This is a genomic window from Salipiger mangrovisoli, assembly GCF_015223355.1.
GTDB lineage: Bacteria > Pseudomonadota > Alphaproteobacteria > Rhodobacterales > Rhodobacteraceae > Salipiger > Salipiger mangrovisoli.
The window spans coordinates 1-14,734 of the sequence record NZ_JADFFK010000028.1 but is presented as its reverse complement, the minus strand read 5'-3'; the positions used below and the strand labels follow the sequence as shown (position 1 = coordinate 14,734).

The window sequence follows — 14,734 nt, the reverse complement described above, 5'->3', positions numbered from 1 at the left end:
TGTGGCCCCGCTGCCGCGGCCCCGGCCCGGCGCATCGCGGAACTGGCAAAGCCGGGCGGCGGCGGATAGCTAGGGGGAGACGGGCGGGTCCGATACGGGTCCGATACAGATCCGATACGGGCCAGGCGGAAGACGGAGCAACTCTTGAGGCGATTTCGGGCAGCGCTGCGCATAGGAAGGAGCCCCTTCTTCGACCGTGACTGGTACGCCCGGCGCTACCTTCCCGGACAGCGCCTTGGCAGCGCGGCGCGGCACTACCTGGTGCAGGGCGCCGCCGCGGGGCACGATCCGGGGCCGGAGTTCAGCACCCGCGGCTATCTTGCGGCCCATCCCGATGTCGCCGCCGCCGGGATGAACCCGCTGCTGCATTACGAGCGCTACGGCCGGGCCGAGGGGCGCGAGGTGCTGCCGCCGCTCGGGCCGGTCGCGGCACCTGGACGGGGCGGGGACTACGCGGTGATCGTGCATGCCTACCACCCCGAGGTCTTCGACGAGCTGAACCGGGCGCTCGGCGCCTTTCCCGAAGGCGCCGATATCTACGTCAGCTACCCGCGCGGCTCGGACAGCCACGACGCCGCGGGGATCCGCGCCGCCTTTCCGCGGGCGGTGCCGGTGGCGGTGGACAACCTTGGGCAGGATGTGGGCGCCTTTCTGCAGGTGCTCGAGAGGATCGATCGGGGCCGCTACCGCTTCTATTGCAAGCTGCATTCGAAGATGGGCGACAAGCTGCCCGAGCTCTGGCGCGGGGCGCTGCTGCAGGGCACGGTGGGCAGCGCGGCGCGCGTCGCCGCGTTCGAGGCGGCCTTCCGCGACCACCCCGAGGTGCTGCTCGGCGGCGCGCGCGAGCTTTTCCTGCACGGGCCGAGCTACCTGCTGGACAATGAAGCGCAGCTGGCGCCGCTGCTGCGGCGGGCCGGGGTTCCCGTGGCGGCGCTGGAGGAGAGCTGGGGCTTTTTCGGCGGCACCTTCTGCTGGCTGCGCGCCGAGCTGGCAGCGCGGCTCATGGGCTGCCTGCGCTCGGAGGATTTCGCGCCGGGTGAGGTGCGCCGCGACGGCCAGCTGGCGCATGCCGGCGAGCGGCTGACGGGGCTGCTGGCGCAGGCCATGGGCGGGCAAGTGGCGCTGGCCTCCTGCCTCGAACCCGAGGCGCCGGTCGAGGTGCTGGCCGGGCTGCCGCCCGAGGCGCCGCGCCGCAACATCCCGATGACCGAGCTTCTGGGCGGGCTGGGCACGCGCTGGATCGCCCCCGCGGTGGCGGCGATGGCGGCCGGGCAGGCGCCGGGGCTCGGCGCGGAGCAACCCGCCCGCCCCGAGGCGCGCGCTGCGGCCCCGGTGGGCGACTATGCCATCCTCACCCCGACCGGCGACCGGCCCGAGGCTTTCGCGCAATGCCTGCGCCTGGTGGCGCGGCAGAGCGTCCTGCCCAGGGAATGGATCGTGGTGGACGACGGCGCACGCCCGCTCACCGAGGATATCGCGCTGCCGGACTGGGCGCGCTACCTGCGCCGCCCGCGGACAGCGGAGGATCCGCCGCACACGCTGCCCTGCAACGTGCTGGCAGGGCTGGAGCAGCTGACCGCCGAGCGGGTGCTGATCTTCGAGGACGACGACTGGTACTCGCCGCTCTACGCCGAATTCCTGCTGCCCTGGCTCGACAGTTTCGATCTCGTGGGGCTCAACCTGATCCGCTATTACCACCTGCGCGGGCAGGCCTGGAAACATGGCTTCCAGCCGGCCCATACCGCCTTTGCCCAGAGCGGTTTCCGCCGCGGTCCGGCCTCGGAGTACCTGGCGCGGGTCTGCCGCTCGGAGAATGATGAGATCCGCCAGCAGGGGCTGATCGACCGCCACTGGTGGCACGGTTTCGAGGGGCGGAAATACCTGATCCAGGACCACCCGGCGCTGCACCTGGGGCTGAAGGGAGGCCCCGGCCGGCCCGGCCTCGCCTCGGGCCACGACCGCGCCGAGGTGGATTACATCCCCGACCCGGACGGGACCTACCTGGCCGGGGTGCTGGGGCCGGACCGGGTGTTTTACGAATAGCCCGGCCGCTTGTTCCTGGGTGGGTTGGCCCGATCCCGTGCCTGGATCGTGCCATTTCTCATGAAGCCTGTCGGCTGAGCCCTCGGGTGCCGGTGTGCCGGAAAGACTGCTGGCACCCCGGATCGAACGTGTACCTCTCCCGGTCTCTCGCGCGTGTCACCTGCGTTTCAAACTGCTGAGCAGCCGGATCGGGGCCGTAACGCGCCAAGATGTGCTGGCCAGCAATGCGTCGACCCGGTTGCGTTGATCGGCCTCTCCCTGGCGGGCGGCAACGAGTTCGCGCTGGAGTTGTGCGCTTTGCGTGCGTTCTGTCGTGAGTTTGTCTCCGGTCTTGAGCACCATCTCGCTGAGGCGGGTGATCTCCCCGATGCGCTCTTCGACAGTCTCCTTGAGGGCCCGGATTTCCTCGTCGCGCTTGTGGAGGTCGTCCTCTCCCTGGCGGGCGGCAACGAGTTCGCGCTGGAGTTGCGCGCTTTGCGTGCGTTCTGTCGTGAGTTTGTCTCCGGTCTTGAGCACCATCTCGCTGAGGCGGGTGATCTCCCCGATGCGCTCTTCGACAGTCTCCTTGAGGGTCCGGATTTCCTCGTCGCGCTTGTGGAGATCGGCCTCAAAACGCTGCGTCGACTTGTTGAGGCGCTCAGTCATCTCGCGGTTCTCTTCGAACCACTGTTCGGCTTCAAGACCGCGTTGCCGGAGTTGTCCTTCGAGGTCCCCGATGCGCGTGCTGGTCTCCTCCTGCAGCGCGCGGAGCCTCTCTTCGCGGCTGCTGAGCACGGCCTCAAGGCGCTGCCGGTCTTCTTCGATCCGGAGCTTCGAGGCTTTGAGCGCCTTAACCGTCTCCGACAGTTGCTCGGCTTCGAGGCTGCGCCCTTGCAACTTCTCTTCCATCTCGCCAAGTTGAACGCCGAGCGATATGCGCGTGCTGTTGCTCTCTTCCAGCGCGTTCATGAAGGTTGTCAGCGGACCGATGGCACCATCGAGCTGGCCTCTCAGGGAGTCGAGCTTGGCATAATCTCCCGGCGCACTCACGCCATCGACCCAGCTTTCGAGGATCTCGAACGTCTCGCGAACGATATTGGCAACCTGTGGCGATCGCCGCACGTCTTCAGGCTTGCGGGTCTGGTGACGCAGCCCCTCTGTGAGGAAGGCATCGATGGTTTGCTGCACGGCAGGTGTCTTGCGATGCAGAATAAAGCCGGTCGCGGCCTCGATCTTCGTGATCTGCGCCCGCCAATTTTCCAGCAAAGCCAGGTAGTTCGTGAAGGCTCGCGGAGCGTTGCGGGTTGCAGCCTCGGCGTCGAGGACATGGCGCAGCCAGATCAGTAGCCCCATCTCCACCAGGATCGGGTGGCGCGCGGCGATCGACTGCGCCGTCTCAAGGGGGTTGCGGTGGGTGTGGATGTAGACCGGCTGATAGCCCGCGCGCTCGAAGGCTTCGCGCCAAAACGGAACGAACCGACAGATCCGGGGGTCCTTGAGGAGCGGAATGCGGGCACCGGAGAATTCCGTCTCAAGGAGCTCAACAGCCTCTTCGAGAAAACTGTCACGTACCTGGTCCGGAACGGATGTCAGGGCGAGCGGCGAGATGTCATGCCAGCTGGAGCCGAGTTCTGCGAGAAGCTTGTCATTGAACGATTTCACCCGGGAGGATTCGAAATACCCCACAGCATTGCCGTCATTCGCCGGCATGAGGTGTTCGGGCAGGCTCGCGCCCAGGTGGCTCAGCACGCCGGTCAGGGCAGAGGTTCCGCTGCGATGCGGGCCGAGCACAACCAAGATGACTGGCTTGCGCTTTTTCGTCTCGAGCTTGTCTTTCATGTACTTCGCAATTCCTAATCTTCACGAGGTTGGTTTCAACTCGCGAAAGGGGCTGAGGAGCTCCGGCTGCGAGTGTACCGTTCTGTGGCATGACTGAAGATGGCATGGCAGCCGGGCGCGCGTCTCAGGGATCTGCCTGCGTCGCGCCGAATGGGCGGCCGCCGCGTGTTTCGGGTCGCACTCCTCCGTGCATTCCTGGCAACGGGCACAATGGCGTCCGGCTGCGTCTCATGCGAGCGGCATTGGAACAGTCCGGGAGCCCGCCTTCGGGTCATCAAGACACCTATCTTGTTATCCTCCCAGACCGTCAAGACTGCTATGCCACCTGGCGCGCCCTCGACCGTCCTTAGAGTTTCCGCGCTTGCAGCAGGCTCACGGGCTGGTGTCGTGAACTGATTTGAGTAGGTCTGCCGGACTTTGTTCCCGATAGTACCATGCGGTCTTTCTTCGTTGTGGTCTCTACGCCACGCCTCCAGCTTTTCGAGGACATCTTCAGGGTTCATGAACCAGTGGCCGCCCGAAACCGCCTGTTCAAAACCTCGATGAAGGCATTGTCCGTGGGTTTTTGGGGGGCGCGAGCAGTCTGGCAAGACGTGCTGTGCTACCCGACGCACCCTCTAGATATGGTCGCCCGATACAGGTAGAGATACAGGGATAGATGCTGGATCACGTTGTGGCGGGAAACCAGTGCAAAATGGGGCGCGTCACGCGGGGAGAGAGAGCATGGCAGACACCCACCTTCATGATTGCAGGCTTGTGCATGTCTCTGCGTCCGAAAACGTGGTGCAGGGGCTGTGCGACGAGTTTGACTGCAGCGGCTATGTTCTTGAGGGGCAGCACGGGTTAAACCTGCTTGTTTCAAAGGCGGATGCAGAAAGACTGCATGACCATCTTGATTCTCATGCCTTCATTCACGAGTTTCCGGTCCGCGCAAAAAATCTCCCGAAGGGGCTGAAACGCCTCGCGCGTAAGACAAAGACGGAATCTTTCGGAAAGGTCGACGATTGGACGAGCGGCGACAAGATCTGGGGCTGGTTCCCACTTGACCGACTGGAAGGGCGAAAGCTGTTTGTCTATCAGGGCGAGACGCTCTTCGCCGAAACGGAAGCCAATATCTTCCGCCCGGATCTGTACGAAGCTGGCGTGGATGAAGGAATTGCCGGATTTGTCTGCGCGTGTCCTGTCTTCGCGCCGGACGGACCAAGGGTAACGATCCGCAATGCCGCCGGAAAGGTTCTGGCGGCAATCGCCCCACCCGCAAGGGAGGCGAGAGCACCGTCCGCCAAGCCGATAGAAGCTGCGGCTTCTCAGGGAATAGAGCGAGGCCCGGGCACCGCACTCGCATTGAATGCGGTCCCGGAACCAGACGAGTCCGGACATTACAGCGTACACCTGAACCGGTTCTCCCTGGATTATTTCGTGTCTACGGGCACTTCGAACCGAATGATCGTTTTCTCACCGGGCTTCCTGAACAAGAACCGATTTCCCTATCCGTATTTTCAGAGAATGAAGTGGGCGCGGCACTTCGATGACACATGTGTCTTCCTAACGGACCCGACATTGCTTTTGGGAGATACCCAGATTGGCTGGTTTGTAGGTGACCAGGAGACCCACTACCTTCCGGCCGTGGCAGAATACATCGGGAAACTGGCGCAATCGCGCTCCATCCCCGCCGAGAACGTAATCTTCTTTGGGTCGAGTGCCGGTGGATTCTCATCGATTGGCTTCGCGGCACATTTGCGCGGAGCACGGGCCCTAGCAGCCAACCCACAGACAAACGGGTTGAAACTGCATAGCCCGTCACAGCTGGCAAATACGCTGAGATCCTGTCTGCAGATAACGGATGTGAGCGACGCATATCGAAACCATGCCGAGCGGTTCGTACTGTCCGAGATGTTTCGAAAACTCGGCCATGTGCCCCGGATCACCATCTGGCAGAACTTTTACGATCGCTACCACGTCGAGCATCACCTCCTGCCATTCATGAACGAGATCAAAGACCTAAGCCCGACGAAATCTATCGATGTCGTCATGGCGGCAAGGCCGGAAGACGGTCATGATCCGCCGGACTTGCCGATCATTCAGCACTTGTTCCGGTGAAGAGATGGAACAAGTGATTATTCATGGAGGCTAAGTGAGTTAATCAATCCCCCGCGGTAGATTTATTATCTAATTTTGGGTCTTTTTGTCTCTGTACTTGCGTAAGGACTGTTCCTCGCGAGACCCTTTTTCTAGGGCGTTTTCATTTCGCGCCCACTTGATCCTCCGCTTGGAAATTTTTGCGGGGTTCCCAGCCAGAACGACATGTGTCTCATCGAAGCGCTTTGTTACGACAGAACACGAAGCTACAATGCATTCGTCAGGAATTGTAACGTTTTTTGTTATGTATGCTTTTTCCCCGATCCAAACATGGTCTCCGATAAAGATCCCGTCCGAGTTGTCTAAATATTCTCCGGTATCTGCATCAAAAATCAGGTGAGGAGCCTCTCCGCATCTGATGGTAATGTTGGACGAAAGCATGCAATCTCTCCCGATGTGCAGTTTGTTGTCCGAGTTGTACGCGTAAACTGCGCAAGCCGGGGCGGTAGATACAAGCGGTCCAATTTTTACCGAAACGCGGTGCGCTTTCACAATGTGATTGCCGATATATATATGGGGTTTTGCTAGGGCCGTGTTTTCTCCAATGATTAAAGTATTGCTGTCTCCATTTATGGTGATTGTGGCTGAAGATCTTCTTTTGCTTTCTCCAATCGTGATGGTATTGTTTGAGCCCAAAATTCTTCCAGACAGTTCGAACCCTTCTGGGCAAATAATCTTATTGTTTTCTCCCAAGTCCTCAATCATTCTCTTATTCCTGATGCTCGCAAGTTTCTGCTGCGACTATTTTACCTCAACACTAAAATGTAGGTCAATCCTGACCGACATTATTTGCTGTCTTGACGACTAAAATGCGGTCTCTACACTCGCAAAATTAAAGGCCCCCGCAAGAAGGCCTTTCGCATTTCGGGGATCAAGATTTGCATTTTATAGGATTGTCGACATGACCGGTATGTTATCCGCACTCGTGCCTCTCCCGGAGCCGATCATCTGAGAAATGTCGGAAAGCCGCTCAAGATCATCCAAGCATCTGCGATCCGACACTTCGTAAAATGTCATACGCGTCCAGAGGGCCGCGCCGAAAATTGCGGTGTCCTCTGGGCATACGTGTATAGTTCTTAGAAGGAGAACGCAAACTCTGATGCAAGATGGGCTCGTGTGTGTGGCGTGAGCTCTCCCCAGATATGTCTTATGTCATCCATTTCATCGGCGCTAAAAACTGAATTTCCTGTCAGAAGGGGGTATCCTGTATCGGAAAATCCGTCTCCTAGGCTTGCTTCCAAGGCTTGGTTCTCTTTTTTAAGAAAATCCTCAACTTCGACAAACTCATCTCGGGTGAGGCGGAATTTCACCCCCTTGATGTGTTTGATTTTCTCACAGTCTTGATCGAGCGCAGAGAGGTCGAGGCCTTCGCTTCCTGCAGCCTTTGATTTGACCGCATTTAGCGATCCGAGTAGACGTGTGGCTGCGTTTGAAATTCCAGCATTGAAGCGTCGTCCTTCAAATTTAAAGACGTCGTCTTCAAAAATTCTCCTGAAGAAGTGGCCAGGTACTTTGTTTTCCTCATCGCTCACCATTTTGTAGGAGTAGAACTCTATGTCGCGAAAGCTACTTTTCATGCGATTGACCGCTGGACTTCTGGCGCAAGTCCCCAAAAAAGTACTTGGGCTGACCAAAGGTTTTCCTCGATTTATCAAGAATGGTATCGCACTGCAAAGCAGAGAGTATGGCGGCCGAAGGTAATATATTACTGCTACGTCGCCGCCTTCGTCGGATACTGTATCCGCCAGAGCACGGAGAGATTCCTCGTGAAATGTATCGATGCACTCTGCTGAAAGTATGCAGCCGCGGCCAGGGATCGATGAGAATGACCTGATTTGTTCTCTGAAAACTTTTCTGTCAGTTTTGACGTCAATTCCCAATTGACTGACTCTCGCTATATTTTGCGAGATTTTTTCATCATTTGCAAAGGCAATGAAGAATGCCATGTTAGAGTCTATTTCGCGACCCGAGCTCGATGTGAAGCTGGCAAGGCTGTAGCCTCTTTCTGAGATTTCTTTCTTATTAAGCCTCAGGGCCTGTTGGATGGCGGTGCTACCGGCCTTACTGCTTCCTGCATGAAGAAAAACTGTCATCTTCTATCCGTTCTCAGTGATATGCCGATTTATCGAGCTGAGCTCGTCATGGGCGTTTGAATTTCTGCGCTGCCTGCCTTGCCGCTTCCGCAATGGGTAAGTTGTCGGCATGCTTTCCATATCTTCGGAGATCCACTCGGTGGTTCGGGTGATCTCCTACCATCTTGGAAATTTCTGGGCTGGTCTGGGGCGTCTTTATAGAGCACTCTACGGTGGGGTCACACCTTCTGGTGAATATCATCTATTTTGATCTGCCAGCGGCGCTCGCTGCGATCTGCGAAGTTGTCGATGGGATCGCCGAAGATGACAGTGCAGTCATTGCCGATGGCCTTGGAGACCATTTCATCGTCCTTGGCGTAGAAGTTGCTAGGCGCGAGAATGGTCTTGCGCGTGCCCGGTTTCTGGAAGGCGGCGAGGTACATTTGGCTGCCCACCGGCCCGACAAGGTGCTGCGCTTCCGCGGCGGTGCGGATCTGTTCGCTGAGGGGCAGGGTTTCGGGATGTATGATTTCGAAACCCTTCTCCTTCAGAAGGGCCTCTACCTCGGCCTCGTTGGTGAGCGGGCGTTCCGAGATAAGGCTTCGGGAGAGGTAGATCTTGCGGCTCGGTTTGGCTGTCGAGACGGCGTTCGAGATGCGTTGCCAGACTTCGCCTTGCCGCCTGGAGACCCAGCGATGGGAGCGTATCGCGGGATCGGGGATCCAGAGCCGTTCGACCGTGACGCCATCAAACGGAATATGGGTGATGCGCTGGGGGTCGATCCCGGCAAGCTGGAGGAACTCGGTCTGATAGCTGCGGAGGGCGGGCTCGAAGACCAGAAGGGGCATCTGATCGAAGATCTCGGGGTACTCGAACAGGGCCCAGGTCCGAGACAGACCTTCCAGGAGTGTGTGTCCAAAATGCGGTTGCAGGCTGCCAAGAAGATAGTGGTCGCCCTGCAGGGTCTGCGGAGCCACGCCTTTTTCAAGACGCCAGACGTCGTTGTGCAGGGGGGTCAGTAGGTTTCTCGGCAGCAGCCGTTCGCCGTTCCAGACTCCGAAGGAGGCGTCGCAGACCGCACCGTCGCGGGTCAGAACCAGCTGGCCCTTGTCGTGGCCTTCTATGAAGGTGGCGGAGATCGCCCCGCCGAAGCAGGCTGCGCCGTGCAGCTTCGACAGACCGATCGCGGGGCACCAGCTTTGCTGTGACCAGCGCCGGGGTACCCAGTTTTGCAAGGACACGCCGTTGGGCAGCTTGTCCGTCTGCATGTCCTCGGTATTCTCGGAACGCTCCATGCGATCGAGCACTTGCAGGAGGCCGGCGTCATCGGCGGCCTCAGAGATCTGTTCGACCTCGGTCCGGGCGTCGGTGCTGGAGCGCTTCAGGGCGTCGAGGTCCGTTGCCAGGGGAAGGTCGGCGCGGCCCACCTGCTGACCCTTGCAGGCACGGGCGCTGATCACCTCAAGTTGGCCGTCTTGGGTGCGCCCGTACCGCGGGCCCGCACCGTGGCTGAACATCCTCGAGAAACTGCTGTCCCGCATCGAGGACTGGTCATCGAAGATCGGCATCCAGTCGATGCCGTGCCTGCGGAGTGCGTAGTTCAGGCTGAGTTGGTCGCGCTTGCTGTGGGCCTGTATCTCGGACCACCACAGATCGGTGACTTGAGCGACACGAGGATCGGTCATGTCAAAAATCATGAAGTTGCTTTCGATCAATCGCTCTTCCGCGAGGCCGGGTTCGGTTTCCTCGTATTTTCTCATCTGTTCGCGGATAACCTCGGCATCGTCGAGGCCGTGCTGGATGGCAACCTCGGCTTCCTCTTGGACAGTTGCGCGGATGGGGTGCGGAATAGCCGCGACGCTGAGGCCTTCTTCCTGCATCCGGGTGATGAGCCGGTCGATCGGCGCGGTCAGTTGCAGGTTCCCGTCGATCCAGATGATCGTGTCGTAGTCAGGTAGGAGGTGCGCAAGGTTCGTTTTCACGAACCGGGCGATCCGTCGCACATCGGGATGCTCGTAGGGCACAGTGCGGACGTCATAGAGACCATAGCCATCGGGCAGGGGCGCATTGCTGAAGCAGATGTAGTCGATATCGTCGGACAGGCTCTCGTGGATGATCAGCGGATCGAAGCCGCCCGTGATGGCGGTGACCATGGCGATGCGGTTCTTGGGCTTGGCGGCGCGGCTCGCGACGATTGCGTCGATGTCGATCCGCTTCGGCTCCCAAGGGGGCGAAACGCGGTCTCGAGGGTAGTAGTGCCGCAGGTCATACGCCCGGTCGACGAAGGGCATGACATTGGTGTAGCCGAGCGCCTCGGGGATGTGCCCCAGGAGCCGCTCGATGGCATGGGCGGTGGTCTTGTCGGTCTGACCCAGCTCGGGATCGAAATCGTCGTAGCTGAATCCATTGTCGAGCAGCGGAGCGATGGCTTTCGTTCGGATCCAGAAGAAGGAACCTGCCGGGAAGTCGGGTACATCTTCTGGATTCGGCTGGGCGATCCCGAGTCGGTCGCAAAGTTCCTGGACGTTCGACAGGTTCAACCCCCAAGAGGGTTGATCGCGCAGGTTCCCGTGGTAGGGCGGGAAACAGCCGCCAACTGAAGGGGTGTCCGCGAAGCAATTGAGAACTTGGTTCGTGATATTCCTGTTGCCGCACGTGTGGTGCAGCAGGTATCGCCGCCAGGCCGACTGGCCGGGGTTATGTAGCGATTTTTTCGAATGCATGTGGAGCAGAAGGTCATATTGCAGAAGCTCTGCGCCGAACCCGGCAAGCATCGGAGCGATGTCGCGGCCAATGTTCTCAAACTCGCGCACGAAGACTTTCCGGCATCCCACGAGGCTCTGACGCGCCCGCTCGGAAATCTCCTCCACCACGTAGGTTCCCACGGGAAGAGAGATGAATACATCGTAGGGTGCGGTGATGTTGGAGACATAGCCGGCCATCTCTTCGAGTAGGCTGTCGTAGAAGATGTGCATATGCACTGCGATGCTCAGATCGAAGCCCTGCGTCAGAGGGGTATAGGTGTCATACTCCAGAGGGAAGTCGAATCTCGAGCTGTACTCGGAAACGCTGAACCTTCGAAAGAACTGACTAGCGATCTGCTGCCTGTTGTTAGGTAAATTGTCCAAGGCGGCACCGGTGGAAAGGAAATGCGATACGGCCGTATCTCCTTCCTTTATTTGGTCAGCATATTTTTTAACGTACCACTCAGGATCGAAGTCCTTAATTAACTCGGATCTGTGATTAGGGCTGCGCTTCTCGAAGCGACCAGAGTTCCGATAGTGACTCAGCGGATCTATCCCCGCCTTCGCAACGTCTTTGTATTTTTCCAGATACCATGGCCTGTCGAAGAACATATTGTTCTTCGACAGGAACTTTACTATGGGAAGTTCGTTCTTTGGTGTTTCCCAAGATACTTCTGGAAGATCCGCTCGAGAGAAGGCTGGATGGGGAATTCTCCCCAAGTAGCTACCGATCAATATGTAGTGGTCTAATGGGTCAACCTTTAAACCAAGGGATTTTGATTTGGTGACATCCGGATATCTTGCCTCGTAATATTTAGCGTCAAAAACCCCGGCTTCGACGATTTTATCTTTAACTTCTTTATGTACCATGGGCTGGGTCTCTTCTTGGAATCTTCAGCCGCATGGCTTAGATGGATTTTGATCGCATATTCTTGGATTTCGAGTCGCTCTTAATTCTCATGAGAGCGGGGGTAAAGAGCGATTTTGAAGGCACTTTTTGACAAGGGATCCGCGGGCTCACCCCCGCAGCAGCCCCATCAGGTAGCGTCCGTAGTCGTTCTTGGCATAGCGCTCGGCCTGGCGGGCCAGCTGCTCGCGGTCGATCCAGCCCTGGTCGAAGGCGATCTCCTCGGGGCAGCCGGCCTGCTGGCCCTGGCGCTTCTCCAGCGTGCGCACGAAATTGCCCGCGTCCAGCAGGGATCCATGGGTGCCGGTGTCGAGCCAGGCGTAGCCGCGGCCCATGCGTTTGACGTCGAGCATGCCCTCGTGCAGGTACATCTCCAAGAGCGTGGTGATCTCCAGCTCGCCGCGCGGCGAGGGTTGCACCTGCCTGGCGCGCTCCGGTGCCGATCCGTCGAGGAAGTAGAGCCCGGTGACCGCGTAGTTCGACGGCGGCACCTCGGGTTTCTCGATGATCGAGGTGGCGCGGCCATCCTTGTCGAAATCCACCACGCCGTAGCGCTCGGGATCGGCGACGCGGTAGCCGAAGACCGTGCCGCCGCTCTCGCGGGCATCGGCCTCGGCCATCATCTCGGGCAGCCCGTGGCCGTAGAAGATATTGTCGCCCAGCACCAGCGCCGAGGGCGCGCCGTCCAGGAAGTCCTCGGCCAGCAGGTAGGCCTGCGCCAGCCCGTCGGGGCTCGGCTGGACCACGTAGCTGAGCGAGATGCCCCACTGGCTGCCGTCGCCGAGGGTGCGCTGGAACTGCGCCTGGTCCTGCGGTGTGGTGATCAGGCAGATCTCGCGGATGCCGGCGAGCATCAGCACCGAGAGCGGATAGTAGATCATCGGCTTGTCATAGACCGGCAGCAGCTGCTTCGACACGCCGATGGTGATCGGGTAGAGCCGGGTTCCGGAGCCGCCTGCGAGGATGATACCTTTACGCGTCGCCATTTTACACTTTGCCTCAAGTCGGGAGTAAATCTGTGAGGGGCAGCCCCCGGACCCGCGGTCCGAGGGCGGGCTTGGTCATGCCGGGGTCTTTTCCGACGGGCTGCCTGTCCCGAGCCGCTGGCCGACGCCCTTGCGGGCCTGCAGCGGGCGCCACCAGGCCTCGTTGTCGAGGTACCATTGCACGGTCTTCTCGAGCCCTTCCTCGACGGTCACCGAGGGGCGCCAGCCGAGCTCCTCGCGGATGCGGCTGGGGTCGATGGCGTAGCGCGCGTCATGACCGGGGCGGTCGGTAACGAAGGTGATCTGGTCGGCGTAGGAGCCGCTCTCCTTCGGGCGCTTGGCGTCGAGGATGGCGCAGAGCGTCTTGACCAGCGCGAGGTTGCTGCGCTCGTTCTCGCCGCCGATGTTGTAGCTGCGGCCCAGTTCGCCCTTCTCCACCACCAGCAGCAGCGCATCGGCGTGGTCCTCGACGTAGAGCCAGTCGCGGATGTTCTCGCCAGTGCCGTAGATCGGCAGCTCCTTGCCCGCGAGCGCGTTGAGGATCACCACCGGGATCAGCTTTTCCGGGAAGTGGTAGGGCCCGTAGTTGTTCGAGCAGTTGGTCAGCACCACCGGCAGCCCGTAGGTCTCGTGCCAGGCGCGCACCAGGTGGTCTGAGCTGGCCTTCGAGGCCGAGTAGGGCGAGCGCGGATCGTAGGACGTCTCTTCGGTGAACTGCACCGCGGGATCGTCCGGCAGCGAGCCGAAGACCTCGTCGGTGGAGATGTGGTGGAAGCGGAAGCCCGCGGGCTTGCCCTCGGCCAGCCAGTAGGCGCGGGCGGCTTCCAGCATGTTGTAGGTGCCGGTGATATTGGTCTCGATGAAATCGCCGGGACCGTCGATCGAGCGGTCGACGTGGCTCTCGGCGGCGAGATGCATCACCGCGTCGGGTTTGTGGGCCGCGAAGATCCGGTCGAGCGCGGCGCGGTCACGGATGTCGGCCTGTTCGAAGGCATAGGCCGGGCTCTGCGCCGCCTCGGCGACATTGTCGAGGCAGGCGGCATAGGTCAGCGCGTCGAGGTTCACCACCTCGTGCCCGCGGGCGATGGCGAGGCGCACCACCGCCGATCCGATGAAGCCGGCACCGCCGGTGATCAGGAGTTTCATGCCGGCGTTCCTTCATAGATGAACGGACTGTCGAAATCCTTCAGGAGGGGCGCGGCGGCATCCTTCTCCGACAGCACGGCGGCGCCGGTATCAACGCCCCAGTCGATGCCGATCTCGGGATCGTCGAAGCGCACCGCGCCGTCGCAGTCCGGGGCGTAGTAATCGGTGCATTTGTAGATGATCTCGGTGTCGGGCTCGAGCGTGATGAAGCCGTGCAGGAAACCCGCGGGGATCATCAGCTGGCGGCCGTTCTCGAAGCTGAGTTCCTCGCCGACCCATTGGCCATAGGTGGGCGAGCCCTTGCGGATGTCGACGGCGACGTCGAACAGCCGACCGCGGCCGCAGCGCACCAGCTTGGCCTGGGCATGCGGCGGCGCCTGGAAGTGCAGCCCGCGCACTGTGCCGGTCTCGCGCGACAGCGAGTGGTTGTCCTGCACGAACGCATAGTCGAGCCCGGCCTCGGCCATGCGCGCGGCGTTCCAGCTTTCCGAGAAGAAACCGCGATGATCGCCAAACCGGCGGGGGGTGAGGATCAGAACACCGGAGAGGGCGGTTTCTTCAATCTGTAACATTGCTATTAACTTTGTCGTTGCCTGCCTATCTGCTGGACTGTCTATAGGGGAACGACGACAGAAAAAAGAGAATAGCCCTGGGCTTCGCTCAAACCGTAAGCGGGGTGCCGCTTTGATAATCGAGTGCAGCCCTCATGGCAGGGCCGTGCCCCTTGCAAAGTCGCGCCCCTCGGCTTCATAACCCCCCGCAAAATGTATCAACTAGGACGACCCTCATGAAAATCGCAATGATCGGCACCGGCTACGTGGGGCTTGTCTCCGGGGTCTGTTTCTCGGATTTCGGCCACGAGGTGGTCTGCGTCGACAA

General features: G+C 60.1%; 10 protein-coding genes and 1 pseudogene. 3 read left to right on the top strand and 8 right to left on the bottom strand.

Going from position 1 to position 14,734, the window contains the following annotated elements:
* Positions 1-144 precede the first annotated feature (144 nt).
* The gene (locus IQ782_RS25530) at positions 145-2,043 is read left to right on the top strand and encodes a rhamnan synthesis F family protein (RefSeq protein WP_194137501.1); all 1,899 of its coding nucleotides are present in this window, start codon (positions 145-147) and stop codon (positions 2,041-2,043) included.
* 156 nt (positions 2,044-2,199) lie between these two features.
* Here IQ782_RS25530 and IQ782_RS25525 read toward each other — a convergent pair whose 3' ends face one another.
* Together IQ782_RS25525 and IQ782_RS25520 are read right to left on the bottom strand one after the other, a co-directional pair.
* Entirely contained in the window at positions 2,200-3,861 is a 1,662-nt protein-coding gene (locus IQ782_RS25525; RefSeq protein ID WP_194137500.1) for a hypothetical protein, read from the bottom strand.
* Between the two features lie 413 nt (positions 3,862-4,274).
* A pseudogene (locus IQ782_RS25520) lies at positions 4,275-4,432 on the bottom strand (integrase core domain-containing protein); the annotation flags it as partial.
* 152 nt (positions 4,433-4,584) lie between these two features.
* On the opposite strand from IQ782_RS25520, the gene IQ782_RS25515 reads away from it, so the two are divergent.
* Positions 4,585-5,961, top strand: coding sequence for a hypothetical protein (locus IQ782_RS25515; RefSeq protein ID WP_194137499.1), 1,377 nt, complete (start codon positions 4,585-4,587; stop codon positions 5,959-5,961).
* 69 nt (positions 5,962-6,030) lie between these two features.
* Here the strand turns inward: IQ782_RS25515 and IQ782_RS25510 are convergent, their stop codons facing one another.
* The 6 genes from IQ782_RS25510 to rfbC form a co-directional block, all read right to left on the bottom strand.
* Positions 6,031-6,705 (bottom strand): acyltransferase, encoded by a 675-nt coding sequence (locus tag IQ782_RS25510; protein WP_194137498.1) that lies wholly within the window; start codon positions 6,703-6,705, stop codon positions 6,031-6,033.
* Between the two features lie 371 nt (positions 6,706-7,076).
* Positions 7,077-8,093 carry a hypothetical protein gene (locus IQ782_RS25505; protein WP_194137497.1) on the bottom strand — a complete coding sequence of 339 codons (1,017 nt, stop codon included), beginning with the start codon at positions 8,091-8,093 and terminating at the stop codon, positions 7,077-7,079.
* Positions 8,094-8,311: 218 nt separating this feature from the next.
* Positions 8,312-11,686: a rhamnan synthesis F family protein gene (locus IQ782_RS25500; RefSeq protein ID WP_194137496.1), complete on the bottom strand. Its 3,375-nt coding sequence runs from the start codon at positions 11,684-11,686 to the stop codon at positions 8,312-8,314.
* A 147-nt stretch (positions 11,687-11,833) separates the two neighbouring features.
* On the bottom strand, positions 11,834-12,709 hold the full coding sequence (gene rfbA / locus IQ782_RS25495) for a glucose-1-phosphate thymidylyltransferase RfbA (RefSeq protein ID WP_194137495.1): 876 nt from the start codon (positions 12,707-12,709) through the stop codon (positions 11,834-11,836).
* Positions 12,710-12,784: 75 nt separating this feature from the next.
* The gene (gene rfbB, locus IQ782_RS25490) at positions 12,785-13,855 is read right to left on the bottom strand and encodes a dTDP-glucose 4,6-dehydratase (protein WP_194137494.1); all 1,071 of its coding nucleotides are present in this window, start codon (positions 13,853-13,855) and stop codon (positions 12,785-12,787) included.
* A complete protein-coding gene (gene rfbC, locus IQ782_RS25485) occupies positions 13,852-14,427 on the bottom strand; it encodes a dTDP-4-dehydrorhamnose 3,5-epimerase (RefSeq protein ID WP_194137493.1) in 576 nt (191 codons plus the stop codon). The genes rfbB and rfbC overlap by 4 nt, the downstream gene beginning before the upstream one ends.
* Before the next feature lie 215 nt (positions 14,428-14,642).
* On the opposite strand from rfbC, the gene IQ782_RS25480 reads away from it, so the two are divergent.
* Positions 14,643-14,734, top strand: a 92-nt coding sequence (locus IQ782_RS25480) for a hypothetical protein (protein ID WP_194137492.1), incomplete at its 3' end; no start/stop codon positions are given.